We start from the raw sequence: 19,790 nt of genomic DNA, 5'->3' as shown, positions 1-19,790 counted from the left end.
TGGCGGGCGTGTCGATAGAAGTTTAGGGCGGCGGCGGGCACTTCAAGAGTGCGCGGCGCAGAAAACGGGATAAGCGCGCTGAATACGCCGAAGAGGCGTGCGACGCAGGCGGGAGCGGGATGCGTATTGGCGCACGCGGGCGGCACGCGCAAATAAAAAAAGCGCACGGGGCTCCGTGCGCTTCTTCGAGAAGGCAGTCGATCCGGCAAGCGCTCACGGGGTACGTGGCGCAGCCGGCAGCCGGTCAGTCGCCGAACAGCTTCTGGCGCAGTTCGCGGCGCTCTTGCGCTTCGAGCGAGAGCGTAGCGGTCGGGCGGGCGAGCAGACGCGGAATGCCGATCGGCTCACCGGTTTCTTCGCACCAGCCGTAATCGCCCGATTCGATGCGCGCGATCGATTGCTGCACCTTCTTCAGGAGCTTGCGCTCGCGGTCGCGCGTGCGCAGTTCGAGCGCATGCTCTTCCTCGATCGTTGCGCGGTCGGCCGGATCGGGCACGATCACCGTTTCACGCAGGTTCTCGGTGGTCTGTCCCGCATTGCGGAGAATTTCCGCCTGCAGCTGTTCGAGCCGGTTCTTGAAGAAGGCGAGCTGATCCTCGTTCATGTAATCCTTGTCGCTCATCTTCAGGATTTCGGCTTCGGTCAAGAGTCGTGTCGTCGTCATCTGGCTTGCTTCTTCAATGAGTGAGGCAAAACTGGCACAGTTTGCCTGCACTTTTGTGTTGCCCGCAGTGGCCTTTACCACCCAAAACCGCGTTTTTGCGCGCGCTTTTTCGCGCCAAGGTGCGCACCGGCTGGCACGGACGGTGAATTGTCGTGACGCCTGAGCGCCGCTGCGGGGCCGAACTCCTCTGGAAACCGTGGTTCAGATGCTCCTGAGGCATATTTCGTACCGGCTGCGCGCTGCGACGCGATGCGCGGCCGGGGGCGATTGTTGCCCGAAATAGCCGGAAACCGATATTGGGAGACTCCGGGGCGCCTCTCTTCCAGTGGGGCCGTATTGTAACCGAACCGCAAACTCGCGCCGCAAGCGGGAAATCCCTGCGTTCGCAGCTTCGTCTTACGATCGATATCCAGAAAATATAACGCGCCAATCGTGAAAAAGCGATGGTCGGGTACGTTATTTGATGCGCGACGCACGGAAAGACGCAATTGCACGCATTGCAAGGCCGATAAATGCCGTTAAAAACGACAACGCCCGGCGTGAAAGCCGGGCGTGCAAACATCAAAGCGACATCAAACTGGTCTGATACGCGGATTTAGCGTTTCAGACGCGCCTTAAACCAGGCAGGCGTCGAGACCGTCGGTGATGAGATCCTTCGGCAGATCGATGCCGATGAACACCATCTTGCTGTTCTTCTTTTCGATCGGCAGCCACTTGGCGGCCAGATCGCTGCCCATCATCTGGTGCACGCCCTGGAACACGACCTTGCGGTCGACGCCCTTCATGTAGAGCACGCCCTTGTAGCGCAGCAGGTGCTCGCCGTAGATCTGCAGGATGCCGCCGAGGAAGTCTTCGAGGCGGTTCGGATCGAACGGGCGGTCGCTGCGATACACGAACGACTTGATCTTGTCGTCGTGGTGCGCGTGATGATGGTGATGGCCGTGATCGTGGCCTTCGTGCGAGCACTTGCCGTGGTCGTGATCGCAATCGGCGTGATCGGCGTGATCATGCGCGTGGCCGTGATCGTCGTGTGCGTGCGCGTGATCATGCGCGTGCTCGTGATCGTCTTCGGCGAGGAAGTCCGGATCGATTTCGAGCTTGGCGTTCAGATTGAAGCCGCGCAGATCGAACACTTCCTTGATGTCCGTTTCGCCGAAGTTCACTTCGCGCACCTGCGCCTTCGGGTTCATGTGCAGGACGCGGTGACGCAGATCGGCGACTTCCTTCGCATCGACCAGATCGGCCTTCGTGACGAAGATGCGATCGGCGAAACCGACCTGACGCTGCACGACTTCGTGTTCGTCGAGCTGCTTGTTGCCGTGCTTGGCATCGACCAGCGTGATGATCGCGTCGAGCAGGAAGGTGTCGGCGATCTCGTTGTCCATGAAGAACGTCTGCGCGACCGGGCCCGGATTCGCGAGGCCGGTCGTTTCGATCACGACGCGCTCGAAGTCGAGCTTGCCGTCGCGCTTTTGCTGCGCGAGGTCGCCCAGCACGCGTGCGAGGTCGCCGCGGATCGTGCAGCAGATGCAGCCGTTGCTCATCTGGATGATCTGCTCGTTGCTGTCCTGCACGAGAATTTCGTTGTCGATGTTCTCTTCGCCGAACTCGTTCTCGATCACGGCGATCTTCATGCCGTGGTTCTCGTTGAGGATGCGCTTGAGCAGCGTGGTCTTGCCGCTGCCGAGGAAGCCGGTCAGGATGGTGACGGGAATCATGCTGTTTGCCATGCTCTGTGCCTGATGAGTGTCGGGTGAGGACGCGGCGCGTCGCGCGGTCTGCGCGCTCTGTCGCCAGTGTTACAACATAACTATCTATTGAATCATATCTGCGGCGCGCACGCAGGAGTGGCGACGATCCGGGGCCGGATCGCGGCATGTCCGCGTGCGCGAATCAAGCGCAGATAGGGCCGTTTCAGGCGATTTGCAACAGCAGGCCCTTGAGGTATTCGCCTTCCGGGAACGCCGTGAGCAGCGGATGATCGACGCCCGCGCCCAGCCGCTTGATGATGCGCGCATCGACTTTCGCATCGGCGGCCGCGCCCGCGACGATCTTCTGGAACAGTTCCGCGTCGATCGCGCCCGAGCACGAGTAGGTGAACAGCAGACCGCCCGGACGCAGCAGCTTGAAACCGGTCAGATTGATGTCCTTGTAGGCGCGCGAGGCGCGATCCACGTGCTCGCGCGAAGCGGCGAACTTGGGCGGATCGAGCACGACCAGATCGAAACGCTCGCCTTCTTCGTGCAGACGGCGCAGCGTCTTGAAGGCGTCGGCGTCGAGCCAGGTGGCGCGGTCGGCGTCGAAGCCGTTGGCCTGCACGTTCTTCTGCGCGGTGTTCAGCGCTTCGCCCGAAGAGTCGATCGACACCACGCGCTTCGCGCCGCCCTTCATCGCCGCGAGCGAGAAGCCGCCGGTGTAGCAGAAGCAGTTGAGCACGTCGCGGCCATCGGCGTAGGTCTGCACCAGCGCGCGGTTGTCGCGCTGATCGACGTAGAAGCCGGTCTTGTGGCCCTTGCGCACGTCGACGTGATAACGCACGCCGTTTTCGCTCGCGATGATGGTTTCGGGCGGCTCGTCGCCGGCCAGCAGACCGGTGATGGGCTCCAGGCCTTCCTTTTCGCGGATCGACACGTCCGAGCGCTCGTAGACGTTCGGGCAGCCCGTGGCCTGCGTCAGCGCGTTGACGATGGCCTCTTTCCACGCTTCCACGCCCGCCGCCATGAACTGGCAGACCAGCTGGCCGCGCGCGTTCTGCGCGACGTCTTCCGTGTACCAGTCGACGATCAGGCCGGGCAGGCCGTCCGCTTCGCCGAAGATCAGGCGCACGGCGCCTGTGTTGCGCACCATCGCCTGACGATGCGCGAGTGCGCGCTGCACGCGGCGCTTGAAGAACGCGTGATCGATCGGTTCGTTTTCGTCGAAGCTCCAGACGCGGGCGCGGATCTGCGAATGCGGGCTGTACGCGGCGCGCGCGAGGAAGCGGCCGTCGTGCGCGCGCACGATCACCGTGGCGCCGGAGGCGGGCTTGCCGTCGACGCGATCGATCGCGTTGGCGTAGACCCACGGATGGCGGCGCAGCAGGGATTTTTCTTTCGACGGCTTGAGTGTGACGATGTTCATGATGGATGTGATGCCAATGATGCGGCGTCGTCCAGATGGCTGCGCATGCGAGCGCTGGACGCGCTGAAAACGGTGGATGCGCGGCGAAGCTTTGTCGGCTTGTGGGCCTGCTTATGGGCTTGCGTATGTGTCTGCTTACGAGCCCGATTCGTCGCGCTTCTTCGCGCGTGGATGCGCGTTGTCGTACACCTTCGCAAGATGCTGGAAATCGAGCGACGTGTACACCTGCGTCGCCGCGATGCTGGCGTGGCCGAGCAGTTCCTGCACGGCCCGCAGATCGCCGCTCGACTGCAGCAGATGCGTGGCGAACGAGTGCCGCAACACGTGCGGATGGACGTTCGCCGGAATCCCGGCCACCAGCGCGGCGCGCTTCACGCGCTCGCGCACGACGCCGGGCGCCATGCGATTGCCGCGCACGGAGAGAAACAGCGGGGCGTCGTCGTGCTTGACCCAGGCGTCGCGCACGGCGAGCCAGGCATCGATCGCATCGAGCGCCTTGCGCCCGACCGGCACGAGGCGATGGCGATCGCCCTTGCCGTGCACTTCGACTTCGGCGGCATCGCGCTTGAGCCAGCCCGCCGATTCGTAGCCGTCGCGCCGCACGTAGCGCACGTCGAGACCCACGAGTTCGGCCAGCCGCAGCCCCGACGAGTAGAACAGTTCGAGCATCGCGTGGTCGCGCAGCGCTTCCAGGCTGCCGGCGGCGGCTTCGCTCGCGGCGCCGGGCGCCTCCATGAGACGCGTCGCGTCATCGACGGAAAGCGCCTTGGGCAGCGTCTTCGCGCGCTTGGGCGCACGCACCGCGGCGACCGGATTGGCGTCGAGTTCGATGCGGCCCGCGAGCCAGCGATAAAACGCGCGCCACGCCGACAGCCGGTGCGCGATCGAGCGCGCCGACAGACCGCCCGCGTGCGCGCGCGCCACGGCGCCGCGCACCTCGGCGGGCGTGACCCGTTCGAGCGGCCGGCCGTTGGCGAGCTTCTTCAGCTCGTCGAGTTCGTGCGCGTAGCCGCGCAGCGTGTGCGCCGAGAGCCGGCGCACGTGCTCGAGCGTGTCGAGGTAATCGGCGATCGGATCGGTCGGGTTCACGGTGGCGGCTTCGGTACGGTTAAAAACAGCTTCGATGCAACATCAATGCGGCAGCAGACGGGCCAGCGCGCCACTGGCGAGCGTGCCGATCTGGCGCAGGAAATCGGTGCCCATGCCGTCATGGAAGCGGCGCGGATCGGGCGAGCCCATCACGAGCAGACCGAACGGCTCGCCGCTCGGGTCGCGCTCTTCATCGCTCACGCGCTTGCGCAGCGTGATGATCGCAACGGATTGCGGCTCGCCTTCGGCGCCGTCGAGCCATTGCGCGGCTTCGAAACCGGTGTTCGCGCCGCAATACGGCGTCTCCAGGCTGGCCGCGAACAGGCGCACTTCTTCGCCCGTGTGCTTCGCGAAACTCGCCTGCGCGTGGGTTTCGGCGACATCCCACAGACGCAGCGCCGATTGCGGCACGTCGAATTCCTCGCGCAGACGCTCGGCGATCATGCGCGGCAACGCGTGCGGATCGCGCTCGGCGAGCACGAGCGAGGTCCAGTGGACCATCTTCGCGGCGATGCTGTCGTTCTCGTGGCCGTAGCGCAGCAGCTCGGACAGACGCAGTTCCAGGTGTTTGTTCTTCTCGCGCAGCATCTCCATCTGGCGCTCCTGGAGCGACACGGCAGCCTTGCCGTGCGGATTGCCCAGTTTGAGCGAGACCAGCAGTTCGGCGTGCTCGACGAAGAAGTTAGGGTTGGCAAGCAGATAATCGGCGACTTCGCGATCGGTCATGTTGTTAGCACGTCAATAAGCGCGTTCGGTCAGGAAGCAGCGCGCGGTTGCGCGCCGGATGAGGCGATATATCGTGACACGCCACGATTGCATCCAGATGCATGCCGATGCAATCGCGACGCGGAAGGTCTTGCGTAGTGCTGGGTCCTGCAATGCTGCGCGCGGATGTCGAAGCGCGGGTTTCATCGGCGCTTCGACAGGAATGCCTCAAGCCTTAGTCCTGAAGCTCGATCTCGCCCTGGAACACGGTCGTGGCCGGGCCTGCCATGCTCAGCGCGGCGTTTTCGTCGCGTGCGCCGTCCCAGGCGATCGTGAGCATGCCGCCGTGCGTATGCACCTTCACCGGCGAATCGAGCAGACCGCGGCGAATGCCCGCGGCCACCGCCGCGCACGCGCCCGTGCCGCACGCGAGCGTTTCGCCCGCGCCGCGTTCGAACACGCGCAGCTTCACCTCATTGCGCGACACGATCTGCATGAAGCCCGCGTTCACCTTGTTCGGGAAGCGTGCGTGCTTCTCGATCACGGGACCGTCTTCGAGCACGGCAAAAGCTTCGGTATCGTCGACGATCTGCACGGCATGCGGATTGCCCATCGACACCGCTGAAATCCAGCGCGTCTGACCGTTGATGTCGAGTGGCCAGAGCGTGTCGTTGCCTTCGCGGCGGCCGTCGAGGCCGTTTGCATCGAATGGCACCTGCGCCGGTTCGAACACCGGGCGGCCCATGTCGACCACGACTTCGCCGTTGTCCTGCATGACGAGCGTGAGCACGCCCTTCTGGACCTGCACGCGCACGCTGCGCGCATCGGTGAGCTTGTGGTCGCGCACGAATTTGACGAAGCAACGTGCGCCGTTGCCGCAATGTTCGACCTCGCCGCCGTCGCAATTGAAGATGCGATAGCGGAAATCGACGCCGTCGATGGTCGGCTTTTCGACCACCAGCAACTGATCCGCGCCAACGCCGAAATGGCGGTCGGCGAGCGCGCGCACGCGTTCGGGCGTGAGCGTAAGCGACTGGGTATAGCCGTCGAGCACGACAAAATCGTTGCCCGCGCCGTGCATCTTGGTGAATTTCAGCTTCACGATTTGCTTCTGTTCCTTGCTGCGAGAGGATTCGTGGCGAATAGCGAATGATACACGGTGGCCCGGCGCCGGTAGCGGGCATCGAAAACGGCCGGCAAGCAAAAAGCCGCCCGCAGGCGGCTTTTCACGTTGACGCGCAGCCGGTCAATACACGCTCGCCTCACCCTCAGGCCGCGTCTTGAACCGCTTATGCACCCAGTAATACTGCTCGGGAATGCGCGGAATCTGCTCTTCGAGAAACGCGTTCATGCGACGCGCGTCGAGTTCATCGTCGCCGGTCGGATAGTTTTCCCAAGGTTTGAAGACTTTCAGCCGATAACCCTTGTAATTGGGCAGCACCTCGCCGATGAAAGGCACGACCTGCGCATGACCGACTTTCGCGAGCCGCCCGACCGCCGTCAGCGTACAGGCCTGCACGCCGAAGAAGGGTACGAAGGTGGAGTTGCGCATGCCGTAGTCCATATCCGCGCCGAGCATCACGGGCTTTTTGTCGCGCAGCCAGCGCAGCACGGCGCGCGCGCTGTCCGCGCGGCTGACCATTTCGGCGCCGAAGCGGCTGCGGCCGGCCTTCGCGGCGGCTTCGAATTCGGGGTTCGAAAACGGCTGATACAGCGATCCGCACGGACGATGCAGCGAGTAGTTCAGGAACATCGACCCCGCCTCGATCCCCACGAAATGCAGGCCGAGGAACAGCGTCGGCGGCAGGTTGGGATCGGTCAGGTCGATTTCGCTGTCGAGCTGGACGAGCTTTTCGAGCTTCTTCGCCGAGCCGAACCACTGCACGCTGCGCTCCATATAGCTGCGGATCGCCTGGCGGAAATGGAGGCCTGCGACTTCCTCGCGCTTTTCCTCGCTCCATTCGGGGAAGCACAGGCGCAGGTTGGTATGGACGACGCGCTTGCGGCGGCTTGGAATCTGGTACAGCAGCCAGCCCAGCCCGTCTCCCAGACGAGCGACGAAACCATAGGGTAGGATCGCAAATAGTTTCAGCAGACCAATGGCGAAACGTGAGCCGAGTTTGCCTAGCATGCGGCGACTCCCGTGACGTGCCAGGTAGCAGTGGAGAAAACGATTGACAACACGCGGTGTGACTCTGCGACAAATTAGGGAAGTCGCTATAATACGGGCTTCGCCGAGTTAACTGACAACTTGCGGGGCGAAGCCGGTTCGCCATGTATCGCGCCACGGAGCTAAGTGTGCGGTCATGACCAACTGGACCAGGAAATCCGCTAAAGCGTCGCCGCTTCAAAGCTCCCGAAGCTGGCTACGTGAAATTAACCGTCACCAGCTACAAGGAGCCTTACACGTGGCAAACGACTATTTCTTCACTTCCGAATCGGTTTCGGAAGGCCATCCGGACAAGGTCGCCGACCAGATCTCGGACGCAATCCTCGACGCCATCCTCACGCAGGACAAATACTCGCGCGTTGCAGCGGAAACGCTGTGCAACACGGGTCTCGTCGTCCTCGCCGGTGAAATCACCACGACCGCCAACGTCGACTACATCCAGGTCGCGCGCGACACGATCAAGCGCATCGGCTACGACAACACCGACTACGGCATCGACTACCGCGGCTGCGCGGTGCTCGTCGCTTACGACAAGCAATCGCCGGACATCGCTCAAGGCGTCGACCGCGCGCACGACAACAACCTCGATCAAGGCGCTGGCGACCAGGGCCTGATGTTCGGTTATGCGTGCGACGAAACGCCCGAACTGATGCCGCTGCCGATCCACCTTTCGCACCGCCTGGTCGAGCGCCAGTCGAACCTGCGCCGTGACGGCCGTCTGCCCTGGCTGCGCCCGGACGCGAAGTCGCAGGTCACCGTGCGTTACGTCGACGGCAAGCCGCACGCGATCGACACGGTCGTGCTCTCGACGCAGCACTCGCCGGACATCGATCTGGCCACGCTGCGCGAAGCCGTCATCGAAGAAGTCATCAAGCCGGTCCTGCCGGCCGACCTCATCAAGGGCGACATCAAGTTCCTCGTCAATCCGACCGGTCGTTTCGTGATCGGCGGCCCGCAGGGCGATTGCGGTCTGACCGGCCGCAAGATCATCGTCGATACGTACGGCGGCGCAGCCCCGCACGGCGGCGGTGCGTTCTCGGGCAAGGACCCGTCGAAGGTCGACCGTTCGGCCGCTTACGCGGGCCGTTACGTGGCGAAGAACATCGTCGCCGCCGGTCTGGCATCGCGCTGCCTGATCCAGGTTTCGTACGCCATCGGCGTGGCCGAGCCGACTTCGGTGATGGTCAACACGTTCGGCACGGGCAAGGTTTCGGACGCCACCATCACGAAGCTCGTGCGCGAGCATTTCGATCTGCGTCCGAAGGGCATCATCCAGATGCTCGACCTGCTGCGTCCGATCTACGAAAAGACCGCTGCTTACGGCCACTTCGGCCGCGAAGAGCCGGAATTCTCGTGGGAAGCGACCGACAAGGCGCTCGCGCTGGCCGAAGCGGCCGGCACGGAGCCGGTTGGCGCGCTCGCTTAAGCCGCGAAGCACGCTGCGCGAAGGCTGGTTTGACACCGGCCTTCCCGTTCATCGTCGCGCAAAGAAAAACCCCGCAGGGCGCAAGCCCGGGCGGGGTTTTTTGTTATGCGGTGCGGCGTGGCATGCCGCCGCGCTTTAACGCGTCGTTTAGCGCATCGCGAAGCCGAACCAGCCTTCGCTGCTGGGCGTGTTACGGCGCGGCCGGCGCGCGTTGCGGGCCGTATGCACGGTCGACGGCGCAGCCAGCGCGCGCAGCGTCGCATTCGGCCGATACAGCAGCGTGCGCAGCGAGAAGTGGCGCGAACCGGCGCGCTGGCGCAGCACCGAGAAGAACGTATGGAACCACGTGCGCATGTTGTCGACCGGATGCGCTGCGCGTACCTGTTGAGCGATTGCGCGCGTGCGCGCGGCATGGTGGCGCAGGGCGCGCACGACATGGCGGCGGGCGGGGCGCGCCGCTTTCAGGGCAGCATGGCTCATGCGACGGGTATCGGAAAGGGTATTCATGGTGTGAGCAGTGTCGGATTCGGTACGAAGTTCGAAGCGCGCCATGAGCGGCGCATCGATTCGAGCAGGTGTGCGTGCGGTGCGTGCCCTATCCACAGCACCAAACGTGCCTATTTTTAGCGTGGTCACAATAAAGGGAAACGCAGGGCTGGCCGGCTGGTGTGCGCAGGGCGGGAGAGGGCGCGCCGGGATGAACCTGAAAGGGCCGCGGCCCCGGTGGGCCAAGGCTCGACGGCGGTTCGTCCGCGCGATAGATGTTCTTTGTCGAAAAACAGCATGCGGGCAGACTACACGCGAATCATGACGCCCGAAAGTCGGTTAATACCCGCCCCCGCCGGTTCCCCGCGCGTTCTTGATGCATGTCATCGCGCCCTTAGTCGCCATGCCGGTGCGGTGCTGCTTCATCGATGTGCGTCGATGTGAGCATCGATGCGTGCGCGCGCCGCTTCCTGCCGCGTGCGCGCGCTCTTACAATCGAGCGGACGGCGCGCTTCTAGTGCATCAACGCATCGAGCGCGGCGCCGCAGCCGCGGTCCGGATGGCCGCGGTCTTTGCAGGCCTCGAATAACGGAAGTCTCATGTCAGTCCAGTCAAAGAAGGAACAGGTGCAGGCGCTGCACGAGCGCGGTTTCGTGGTCGTGCCGGGGCTCGTTTCGCCCGAGCGGTGCGACGAGATCAAGCGCGTGGCGCAGGAGCAGTTGGAGGCGGCCGTGGCGCCGCTCGAATTCGAAGCCGATCTGCGATATCCCGGCGCGCCCGATTCGAAGGACGCGCCCGGCGGCCATACGGTGCGGCGTCTGCTCGACGCGCATGGGCGTCATCCGCTGTTCCGCGAGTGGGCGACGTCGCCCGAGATCGCGGGCTGGATGGAGCTGTATTTCGGCGAGGAGCCGGTGCTTTCGCGCGTGCATCACAACTGCATGATGACCAAGCACCCCGCCTACGGCAGCCTGACCGGCTGGCATCGCGATGTGCGCTACTGGTCGTTCGAGCGCGACGATCTGGTTTCGGTGTGGCTCGCGCTCGGGCCGGAAACCATCGAGAACGGCGGCCTGTGGTTCGTGCCGGGCTCGCATACGGCGCCGTTCACGTCGGGCAGCTTCGACAGCGCGAAGTTTTTCCGCTCCGATCTGCCGGACAACCAGGCATGGATCGACAAGGCGACATCGCCCACGCTGCAAAAGGGCGATGTCGTGTTTTTCCACTGCAATACGCTGCACTCGGCGGGGCAGAACCAGAGCGACGACGTGAAGTTCTCGCTCGTCTACACCTACCACGGCGCGAGCAACGTGCCGCTGCCGGGCACGCGCTCGGCTTCGCTGCCCGAGGTCAAGCTGCTCTGACGCCAGGCTCGATGGCGCCCGGCGTTGCCGGGTGTCGCCTGGTGTCGTCTGGTGTCGCCCGGTGTCGTCTTGAAGGGCGTCGGCTTAACGCCGGCGTCCCGATACCACCAGACCGGTCAAGCCGGCGACCGTTGCAGCCGCGCCAGCCACGATCAGGATCATCGTGCGGTCGGTAGGCGCGCCGGTGACGATGCGCGAAACGTCGTTCGAGAACGAGTGAAACGACTGACCGCCGAAGTAAAGCAGCGCGACGCCGCAGGCGATCAGCGCGAACGAAAGCGCTTTGACCATAAAGACTCCATGCAAGGGACGGACGCCGCAGTGTAGGTGAGCGCGGCGGCAACGTCCATTGTCCTGTCCCACATGATGGACATCTGCAAGGAGCGCGCGGATCGGCTAGCATGGCAAGCCGCGTGGTGCGCCATATCCCGCTATTTGGGGCGTTTATGGCGCTATTGCTGCGTTATTCGCGCAATATGCGCAGGCTTTGCGCGCCGCCGCCGGACTTTCTGAAACCAGTTCTCGTTCGAGGATTCAAGATGGCCTACGAAGCAGCTGCTGAACGCTATTCGGAGATGCAATACCGCTTTTGCGGCAAGTCGGGACTCAAGTTGCCGGCACTGTCGCTCGGCCTGTGGCACAACTTCGGCGACACTACGCCGATTTCGACGCAGCGTGAAATCCTGCGCACGGCCTTCGACCTCGGCATCACGCACTTCGATCTCGCCAACAATTACGGGCCGCCCTACGGCAGCGCGGAAACCAACTTCGGCCGTATTTTCAAGGACGATTTCCGCCCGTACCGCGACGAACTGCTGATCTCGTCGAAGGCAGGCTGGGACATGTGGCCGGGTCCGTACGGTCAGGGCGGCGGCTCGCGCAAGTATGTGCTCGCGAGCCTCGACCAGAGCCTGCAGCGCATGGGTCTCGATTACGTCGATATCTTCTATTCGCATCGTTTCGATGCGGAAACGCCGCTGGAAGAAACCGCGGGCGCGCTCGCCACGGCCGTGCAGCAGGGCAAGGCGCTCTATGTGGGCATTTCGTCGTACTCGGCGCAGAAGACGCGCGAAATGGCGAAGCTGCTGGCTGAGTACAAGGTGCCGCTGCTGATCCATCAGCCGTCGTACAACCTGCTCAACCGCTGGATCGAGCATGACCTGCTCGATACGCTCGAAGACATCGGCACGGGCAGCATCGCTTTCACGCCGCTCGCGCAAGGTCTGCTCACGAACAAGTATCTGAACGGCGTGCCCGAAGATGCGCGCGTGAACCGTCCGGGCGGCGGCTCGCTCAAGAGCGAGCATCTGAGCGCGGAAAACATCGAGCACGTGCGCAAGCTCAACGAACTCGCCCAGCGTCGCGGCCAGAGCCTCGCGCAGATGGCGATTGCGTGGACGCTGCGCGGCGGCCGCGTGACGTCGGCGCTGATCGGCGCGAGCCGTGCGGAGCAGGTGCGCGAGAACGTCGCGGCGCTGAAGAACCTCGAATTCTCGGCGGAAGAACTCGCCGAAATCGATCGCTTCGCAACCGAAGGCGGCATCAATCTGTGGGAAAAGCCGTCGACCGATCAGGCAATCTGATGCGCTGATGCGCGTTCGCGTGCAAGGTATGGAAACCGCTTCGCCTCGCGCGAGGCGGTTTTTTTTCGTCGATGCAGAGCGTGCTTTGCACCCGTTCGCGCGGTCGTAATGCGCTGCAAGACGCGCGCCTTCTCGCTGTCACGCGGCGCTGCTATTTTCGCGGCAGTCTTTGCCGCGAGGTATGCCGATGGAGTCTACGAGCGCCGTTCGTCCTGTGTCCGCCGAGGTCGATGCGACCCATGCGGTCAATGCGGAGCCACTTGCCGCGCGGCCAGCCACGGCGGCGTTGCGGCGCGCGATTCCGGTGCGCGCGAACGTCGCGCTGATCGGCGTAACCGGGCTGGTGCTGGTTTATCAGCTAGTCGGCTTGCCCTTGCTGCTGCATGCCGCAGGCGGGCCGACGCTTGCGCTGCTGGCGACGCTCGTGCCGGTCGTGCTGGCGACGCCCGCGCACTGGGGTTTGATTCACGAAGGCATCCACGGGCAATTGCTGCGTTCGCGCCGCGCCAATGAAGCGCTCGCGCGGCTGCTGGCGATTGGCCTGGCGATGCCGTTCGACGCGGTACGTTTCGGACACCTGATGCATCACCGCTTCACGCGCGAAGCCTTCGATCGTCCCGATGTCGACGATGCGCACGGTCCGCGCTGGATGCGCCGCATCGCCTGGTATGTGCGTCTGCTCGGCGGTCTTTATGTGGCGGAACTGCTCGCGCCGCTGCTGGCGTTCGTGCCGGTGCGCCTCGCGCGCACGGTGATCGAGCGCGGGGTGGCCGCGCAGGGCGAAGAAGGCGCACAGGTGCAGCGTCTTTTCTCGAACCACGTGCAGGACCCCACGAAACGAAGCCGCGCGCGGCGCGACTGGCTCGGTTCGATCGTGCTTTATGCAGGCGCTTTCGCGCTGTACGGGAAGGCCTGGCCGGTGCTCGTGCTGGCGATGTATCTGCGCGGTTTGTGGCTGTCGCTGGCGGATAACCTGCCGCATTACGGCGTCGCGCTCGACGAACCGGGGCGTGCGCGCGATTTTCGCGTGCCGCGCGTGGTTGGCTTGATGCTGATGAATCATCATCTGCATCGGCAACATCATCTGCATCCGACTTTGCCGTGGTCCGTGTTGCCGGATCTCGCCGAAGCCGCGGCCGCCACCGGCGCGCCAAAGCGCGAAGCCTACTGGCGCGCGGCGCTACGGCAGTTGCGCGGTTTGCAGCCGGGCGTTGGGGTGCGTTAGGGGTGCGGGCGTTGGGGTGCGTTAGGGGTGCGTTAGACGCGTGCAGGATCACGCGCGCCCTGAAGGGCGCGTGCGACAAACATGGATGGATAAAGCGCCGGATCGTTACATCAACGCGTTACATCAACGCAGGCAGCGTTTCGACTAGCGCGACCGCCGCGAGCGCTCCGATCAACGCGCCGATGATCCGCAACGAGTTATGTCTGAATTCAGTCGAGCAGGGCACGGCCCCCAGAAAAAGCGCGCCTGCAAGGGCCATCGGGATGATCATCACGAAGTCGCCGATCGTGAAATAACCTGACATGCTCGTCTCCTTGTCATTAGGGGCCGGCGAGTGTCCTTCCTGCCGCGATAACGTCGCGCGCGACGCGGCAGCTTCGGCCCTGAATCGAGTATAGGTGAGGGCTGCAAACGTGGAGGCACGCAGACGTGCTGCTGTGTTGTCTGCGCCTCGCTGCGTGGCCCCGCCTGGCGGGACTTTGAGCCGCCGTGCCGGGTGCGCTGCAACACGCTTGCGCCTCATCTTCAAGGTTACGAACAGCTTTCGTCAGCCGGTTCCGGCGATGCGTTCTGCGTTCCGCGTGATGCCGGGTGTGTCCGGCTGTGTCCAGGTGACGCGCCGGATCAGGCCGCGCCGGCCTGCTCGCGTTTGCGCAGCAGACTCGCGCCAGCCAGGCCCAGCACGAGCAACGCGGCCACGAGACCCGCCACGCCGCCCCAGCCAAACGCGGCCCAGAAGTGACCGCCGACCGAACCCATGATGCTCGAACCCAGGTAGTAGCTCAACAAATAGAGTGCCGCCGCCTGGCCTTTCGCTTCGCGCGCGAGGCGTCCGACCCAGCCGCTCGCCACCGAATGGCCCGCGAAAAAGCCGATCGTCAGAAACGCGATGCCCGCCGCAATCGCGCCGATCGGCGCGAACATCGTGAGCACGACGCCGATCAGCATCAGCGCAAGACTGACGATCAGCACGCGGCCGCGCCCGAAGGTATCGGCCATGCGGCCCGACCACGGCGACGCGACCACGCCGGTCAGATACACGAGAAAGATCGCGCCGATCGCCGCCTGGCTCATGTTGTAGGGCGGCGCGATCAGCCGGTAGCCGATGTAGTTGTAGAGCGTGACGAAGCTGCCCATCAGCACGAAGCCCAGCGAAAACAGCACGGGCAGGCCGGGCCGCGCGAGATGGCGCAGCAGCGCCGCGCGATGATGCGCGAAGCCCAGGCCGCTCTTCGGCACGAAATGGCGCGAGGGCGGCAAAAGCGAGCGGAACGCGAACATCGACGCGAGCCCCAGCACGCCGATCACGGCAACCGCCACGCGCCAGCCGAACAGGTCGGTGCAAATGCCGGTGATCACCCGTCCGGCCATCCCGCCGATGGCGGTGCCGCCCACGTACAGCCCCATGGAAAGGCCGAGGCCTTCGGGGTGCATCTCTTCGGCGAGCCAGGCCATGGCGACGGCGGGCACGCCGCCCAGCGCGATGCCTTCGAGCATGCGCAGCACCAGCAGCGTGTTCCAGTGCGGCACGAACGCCACCGCGAGGGTGAGCAGCGAAGACGCCGTGAGCGACGCTGTCATCATCGTGCGACGGCTCCAGCCTTCGGAGACGAAGCCCGCCACGAAGATCGCGCAGGCCAGCGCGGCCGTGCTGAACGACAGCGAGAGGCTGCTTTGCGCGGGGCTCACGCCGAAGGTCTGCGAGAACGCGGGCAACAGCGGCTGCACGCAGTAGAGCAGCGAAAACGTGGCATAGCCCGCGAACAGCAGCGCGAGACTCGCGCGCCAGAACTCACGCGTGCCGCGCTCGATATAGGGAATGGCCGAAGGGGCGGCCTTGCTGCCGGCGCCCGATGATGCAGTCACGACATGGACTCCTTAGTGAAAAGCTGGCGAAAATCGCAAAGGCGCAACGATACGCCTGTTGCGCGAACCTTGCCGTGCCGATCCGCACTTTTAGCGCCTGTTTTTGTGCGACGCGCGCGCTCATGTTGTTGCGTGCGCAACTGAATATCGCTATTTCAACGGCACAATGTGCATTCGATGCGGTTCGCGGCCGGTGCAGCGCGCAAGTGCAGGCGTCACGGAAATGTCGTCGATATGGGTTATGGTCTGCCCTTTCGTGCCCGGTCGTCAGCATGCTGAAGTTCAGGAAGCCGGTTCACCATCTGGTACAGTCAGCCTTTTGCCGGGCCGGCGGCGCATGCGGATAGCACTGCAGGCGCGCGGGCTTCGTGCGAAAGTGATGGTGGGGTCGATACGCCCGGCACGTGAATACAGCGTGTTGCGCGTGGATCGGCCCCCCTATTTTTTTGCTTTGCGCGCGGGGCCAAAAAGGCAACAATGCGTAAACCGGTTTAGCACGCACGTGCGCTCCTGCGGGTATCGTCGCGGTTTCGTCATCATGTCGCGCGACGATGCAATGGAGTGTGCGGCAGGTTGCCGGCGCAGGTTGAATGTGTGCGCAACCTCGTATGCGCACGGGTTTTTGTCAGTACACTGACCGGCCTTTCCTGCGGGGAAGACGGCATTGACTTGGGAACGGGGAAACATCATGCAAATCGGTTCTATTGTCCGCACCGTCCATATCGCCGTGCCTCATGACGCACGCGGCATCGTGATGCGTATTCTCGGCGACATGGCCATGGTGACGTGGTACGTCGGCGAACCCGGCGCATCGCGTCAGCTCAATACCGAGCCCTTTTTTCTGGAAGATCTGATCGATACGGGCGAGCAGGTAATGCCCGCCGGTGCCAAAGTTCACTGAGGTTCAGTACCTGTCCTGACCGGTAGCGCCGTCGCGCTCCGCTCCCTGGCGTGCGCAATGCGCAGCGCCTCAACCCCGCAGCGCATGTACGCGGCGTGTGCGATCCGCACGCCGCGATTACGCCGGACGCAGCGCGCAACTCGCCGCCGCGGCCCGCAAGATGCACAATGCGGGGATGAACGATCACACCTCCTCTTCTTCCGACGCGGCTGACGAATCCGGCGCTGCGGGAGATTCGCTCGCGCCCTACGCGCGCCTGACGCCCGAGTGCGTGCTCGACGCCGTCGACGGCGTGCTGATGCCCGCAGGCCGTCGCACCGACGGCCGCATGCTCGCGCTCAACAGCTACGAAAACCGCGTCTATCAGATTGGCGTGGAAGACGAAGCGCCGCTCGTCGCCAAGTTTTATCGGCCGGGGCGCTGGAGCGACGAGGCCATTCTCGAAGAGCACGCTTTCGTGGCCGAACTGGCCGCTCGCGAAATTCCCGGCGTGCCCGCACTGGTACTCGAAGGCCGCTCGCTGCACGAGCACGAAGGTTTTCGCTTCTCCTTGTTCGAGCGTCGCGGTGGCCGCGCGCCCGATCTCGATCGCAGCGAAACGCTCGAATGGATCGGCCGTTTTATCGGCCGCATTCATGCGGTGGGCGCGCTGCATCCGTATCGCGAGCGTCCTGCCATCGACATCGAAAGCTATGGCTACGAGCCGCGCACGTTTCTGCTCGAACACGGTTTTGTGCCCGCCGATGTGCGCGACGCGTGGCAGGCTGCGGTCGGTCTCGCGCTGGAAGGCGTGGAAGCGGCGTTCGAACGCGCGGGCGATGTGCGCCCGCTGCGTCTGCATGGCGACTGTCACCCGAGCAACGTGTTGTGGACCGACGCCGGCCCGCATTTCGTCGACTTCGACGATAGCCGCATGGGGCCCGCGATCCAGGATCTGTGGCTGCTGCTGCCCGGCGATCGTGCAGATGCGTCGCGCGCGCTCGCGGATCTGCTCGCCGGTTACGAGGACTTCTGCGAGTTCGACCAGCGCGAGTTGCATCTGGTCGAAGCGCTGCGCACCTTGCGGCTGATTCACTACTCGGCGTGGCTCGCGCGGCGCTGGAACGATCCCGCGTTCCCGGCGGCGTTTCCGTGGTTCAACACGCAGCGCTACTGGGAAGAGCGCATTCTCGAATTGCGCGAGCAGATTGGCGCCATGCAGGAAGGGCCGCTCTGGCCGGTTTGAACGCGTCGCCAGAGCGTTCCATCAATCGCGCGTGATGTTTCCCTGCGCGCTCGTGCCCGAGGCCGTTTTCGCCTCGGGTTTCACGATCAGTTGCGCGCGCAGATCGCGCGCCATCGTCTCGAACGCCGGGCGCATCTGCGCGAAATCGGCGGCACTGCAGACATCGCTTGGGAAATGCGTGCGGCCCGTGCGCTTGACGCGCAGCACATTGGCGTTCGCATCGAGCGCATAGTCCGAACTGAAATCGATAAACGCATTGCCCGCGTGCTGCGGCGAAGGCATGTCGAGCACGCGCAGACCCGGCGGCAATGCAATGCGCGCACGCTCGGTCACCACCATGTTGCGGCACACGAAAGGCTGCGTGCGGCGCGGCTCGCCCAGCCAGTAGCGCAGGCTCGCGTCCAGCCCGCCCACGAGGCTCGTGAGCGTGGGCACGGGCGTGGTCATCTGCGGATCGACGAAGCTGTCCAGCGTGCCCGTGAGCGTCACGATCAGCGGCCCGCCGGTGGCCTCCAGCGGACTCGATGCAAGCTTCGCCTCGCCGCGCAGATTGGCGTTACGCAGTTCCCATTGCAATGATTCCTCGCGCTGCGCGGGCGTTTGCAGACGCAGCACGCTGCGCGTCTGCTCGGCGGCCCAGCCCGTCGATTCGAGCCGATAGATGAAGCGCGCGGAGCCATCGGGCGCCACGGTGATGTCGAGATCGCTATCGCGCGTGGTGTTCGCGGTGGCGGGCGTACGCATGAGCGTGCCGTCGCCGGCCAGCACGGTTTCGCGATTCATGTCGGTCGAGGGCAGATAGCCGAATTCGACGTTGTTCGCCGTGGAATCCGCGAACATCTGCAGATCGGGCAGCCACGTAATGACATGGTTGATCACGCCGAAGCCGGGCACGGCGGGCAGCGTATAGATCGTGCCGCTGTTCACGAGCGCAGGCACGTTGTGCACGCCCACGGCGTCGAGCAGCGCGCCATAGAGCGCCACGTGGTCCTTGCAGTCGCCGTAGCGGTTGGCGAGCACGTCGGTGACGCGATGCGGCACGATCTCGCCGCGCCCGACATTGATTGCCACGTAGCGGATATTGCGGCGCACCCAGTCGTAGAGCGTTTGCGCCTTCGCGCGCGGCGTCGCGTCGCGAGCGGTGAGCGACTGCGCAAGCTGCACGATGGCCGCGTCGCGTGCGCTCGGGTCGGCGGATGCTTCGCGATAGACCTTCGCGAACGCGCTGTAATCGGGAAACGTCGACACCATCAGACGGTCCCCATAACTTACATAGGAAACCGAACCATATTCGAGGCGATCGAAGTTCGCTTTGTCGTAGCGATATTCATAGCGCGTGCGACCGTTCGCCGTGACCGGTTTGATCGACGTGAAGCCGCGCGCATCGGCGTAAAGCGGCACGTTGGCGGGCAGATCGTAGATCGCGCGAAAGTTGAGCGTGGGCGCCATGTCGGGCGGCGTGAAGTCGCTGAACCAGCCAGGCACGAGCGGCACGCGCTGGGTTTTGCGCCACGTGAGATGCACGCGCGCGCCGGGCGCGACGGCCGGAAACACGATCACCTTGTCCTGCACGTCCTGGAACATCGGGGCGTCGAAGGAGCGTACTTCCTGCACGTCGCGGATCTGGTCGGGCCGCACGTCATGGCGGCCGCCCTGGGCGTCCTCGGTCCACGCTTCGAGAATGTCGACGTGCGCCATCTCCCGGTTGAACCAGACGTAGTACTGGCCCGCGCGCGCAATGCCGGCTTCGGTGTTCACGCGCAGCGTGAGCGAGTCGAGCTTGGTGTAGGAGCCGTCGGCGTTGATGGTGAAGGTCTGCGTTTCCGCTTCGTTCGTGTAGGGCGCCTGGCTGCTGACCGAAGGCGCGGAAGCGGGCTCGCTGCCCGCCCAGCCAGTCTGGGCGATAGCCGTGCCGATAGCAGCGATGAGAAGAACGAGGACGTGGCGCATGGCGGCGTTCCGTTGA

Annotated in this window: 18 protein-coding genes; 6 read left to right on the top strand and 12 right to left on the bottom strand. The window is 64.3% G+C overall.

Translation table 11 applies throughout. The features are described from left to right. Positions 1 to 244 precede the first annotated feature (244 nt). The 7 genes from dksA to G3N59_RS13105 all read right to left on the bottom strand — a co-directional run bounded on the left by dksA (position 245) and on the right by G3N59_RS13105 (position 7,709). Complete coding sequence (gene dksA, locus G3N59_RS13135) at positions 245 to 664, bottom strand: RNA polymerase-binding protein DksA (protein ID WP_205983067.1); 420 nt, start codon at positions 662 to 664, stop codon at positions 245 to 247. A 614-nt stretch (positions 665 to 1,278) separates the two neighbouring features. Beyond that, positions 1,279 to 2,382: a GTP-binding protein gene (locus G3N59_RS13130; RefSeq protein ID WP_205983247.1), complete on the bottom strand. Its 1,104-nt coding sequence runs from the start codon at positions 2,380 to 2,382 to the stop codon at positions 1,279 to 1,281. A 196-nt stretch (positions 2,383 to 2,578) separates the two neighbouring features. After that, on the bottom strand, positions 2,579 to 3,784 hold the full coding sequence (locus G3N59_RS13125; RefSeq protein ID WP_205983063.1) for a class I SAM-dependent rRNA methyltransferase: 1,206 nt from the start codon (positions 3,782 to 3,784) through the stop codon (positions 2,579 to 2,581). A 135-nt stretch (positions 3,785 to 3,919) separates the two neighbouring features. Beyond that, the gene (gene xerC / locus G3N59_RS13120; protein ID WP_205983060.1) at positions 3,920 to 4,873 is read right to left on the bottom strand and encodes a tyrosine recombinase XerC; all 954 of its coding nucleotides are present in this window, start codon (positions 4,871 to 4,873) and stop codon (positions 3,920 to 3,922) included. 42 nt (positions 4,874 to 4,915) lie between these two features. Further along, on the bottom strand, positions 4,916 to 5,599 hold the full coding sequence (locus G3N59_RS13115; protein ID WP_205983059.1) for a DUF484 family protein: 684 nt from the start codon (positions 5,597 to 5,599) through the stop codon (positions 4,916 to 4,918). A gap of 214 nt (positions 5,600 to 5,813) precedes the next feature. Next, positions 5,814 to 6,680, bottom strand: a complete 867-nt coding sequence (dapF, locus tag G3N59_RS13110) for a diaminopimelate epimerase (protein ID WP_205983058.1) — start codon at positions 6,678 to 6,680, stop codon at positions 5,814 to 5,816. A 144-nt stretch (positions 6,681 to 6,824) separates the two neighbouring features. Further along, positions 6,825 to 7,709, bottom strand: coding sequence for a lipid A biosynthesis lauroyl acyltransferase (locus G3N59_RS13105; protein ID WP_205983057.1), 885 nt, complete (start codon positions 7,707 to 7,709; stop codon positions 6,825 to 6,827). A 277-nt stretch (positions 7,710 to 7,986) separates the two neighbouring features. Here G3N59_RS13105 and metK point away from each other — a divergent pair, with 277 nt between their 5' ends. Continuing rightward, complete coding sequence (gene metK, locus G3N59_RS13100; protein ID WP_205983055.1) at positions 7,987 to 9,174, top strand: methionine adenosyltransferase; 1,188 nt, start codon at positions 7,987 to 7,989, stop codon at positions 9,172 to 9,174. A gap of 147 nt (positions 9,175 to 9,321) precedes the next feature. Here the strand turns inward: metK and G3N59_RS13095 are convergent, their stop codons facing one another. Continuing rightward, positions 9,322 to 9,654: a hypothetical protein gene (locus G3N59_RS13095; protein ID WP_321813769.1), complete on the bottom strand. Its 333-nt coding sequence runs from the start codon at positions 9,652 to 9,654 to the stop codon at positions 9,322 to 9,324. A gap of 605 nt (positions 9,655 to 10,259) precedes the next feature. On the opposite strand from G3N59_RS13095, the gene G3N59_RS13090 reads away from it, so the two are divergent. After that, on the top strand, positions 10,260 to 11,024 hold the full coding sequence (locus G3N59_RS13090; protein ID WP_205983052.1) for a phytanoyl-CoA dioxygenase family protein: 765 nt from the start codon (positions 10,260 to 10,262) through the stop codon (positions 11,022 to 11,024). Between the two features lie 84 nt (positions 11,025 to 11,108). Here the strand turns inward: G3N59_RS13090 and G3N59_RS13085 are convergent, their stop codons facing one another. Next, positions 11,109 to 11,315: a DUF3185 family protein gene (locus tag G3N59_RS13085; RefSeq protein ID WP_167063978.1), complete on the bottom strand. Its 207-nt coding sequence runs from the start codon at positions 11,313 to 11,315 to the stop codon at positions 11,109 to 11,111. 248 nt (positions 11,316 to 11,563) lie between these two features. Between G3N59_RS13085 and mgrA the strand changes: the two genes are divergently transcribed. Both mgrA and G3N59_RS13075 read left to right on the top strand, forming a co-directional pair. Beyond that, a complete protein-coding gene (gene mgrA, locus G3N59_RS13080; RefSeq protein WP_205983051.1) occupies positions 11,564 to 12,607 on the top strand; it encodes an L-glyceraldehyde 3-phosphate reductase in 1,044 nt (347 codons plus the stop codon). A gap of 187 nt (positions 12,608 to 12,794) precedes the next feature. Then, positions 12,795 to 13,832, top strand: a complete 1,038-nt coding sequence (locus G3N59_RS13075; RefSeq protein WP_205983050.1) for a fatty acid desaturase — start codon at positions 12,795 to 12,797, stop codon at positions 13,830 to 13,832. 118 nt (positions 13,833 to 13,950) lie between these two features. Here the strand turns inward: G3N59_RS13075 and G3N59_RS13070 are convergent, their stop codons facing one another. Together G3N59_RS13070 and G3N59_RS13065 are read right to left on the bottom strand one after the other, a co-directional pair. Next, complete coding sequence (locus tag G3N59_RS13070) at positions 13,951 to 14,136, bottom strand: hypothetical protein (RefSeq protein ID WP_205983048.1); 186 nt, start codon at positions 14,134 to 14,136, stop codon at positions 13,951 to 13,953. Between the two features lie 320 nt (positions 14,137 to 14,456). After that, positions 14,457 to 15,698 (bottom strand): MFS transporter, encoded by a 1,242-nt coding sequence (locus G3N59_RS13065; protein ID WP_205983047.1) that lies wholly within the window; start codon positions 15,696 to 15,698, stop codon positions 14,457 to 14,459. 688 nt (positions 15,699 to 16,386) lie between these two features. On the opposite strand from G3N59_RS13065, the gene G3N59_RS13060 reads away from it, so the two are divergent. Next, positions 16,387 to 16,599 carry a hypothetical protein gene (locus G3N59_RS13060; RefSeq protein WP_205983046.1) on the top strand — a complete coding sequence of 71 codons (213 nt, stop codon included), beginning with the start codon at positions 16,387 to 16,389 and terminating at the stop codon, positions 16,597 to 16,599. A 175-nt stretch (positions 16,600 to 16,774) separates the two neighbouring features. After that, on the top strand, positions 16,775 to 17,824 hold the full coding sequence (locus G3N59_RS13055; protein WP_205983045.1) for a serine/threonine protein kinase: 1,050 nt from the start codon (positions 16,775 to 16,777) through the stop codon (positions 17,822 to 17,824). A 21-nt stretch (positions 17,825 to 17,845) separates the two neighbouring features. Here the strand turns inward: G3N59_RS13055 and G3N59_RS13050 are convergent, their stop codons facing one another. Next, positions 17,846 to 19,774 (bottom strand): DUF3857 and transglutaminase domain-containing protein, encoded by a 1,929-nt coding sequence (locus G3N59_RS13050; protein WP_205983044.1) that lies wholly within the window; start codon positions 19,772 to 19,774, stop codon positions 17,846 to 17,848. Between the last annotated feature and the right edge of the window lie 16 nt (positions 19,775 to 19,790).

Source organism: Paraburkholderia sp. Ac-20340 (genome assembly GCF_017104965.1).
Classification (GTDB): domain Bacteria; phylum Pseudomonadota; class Gammaproteobacteria; order Burkholderiales; family Burkholderiaceae; genus Paraburkholderia.
This window is presented reverse-complemented; position numbering and strand designations above follow the sequence as displayed.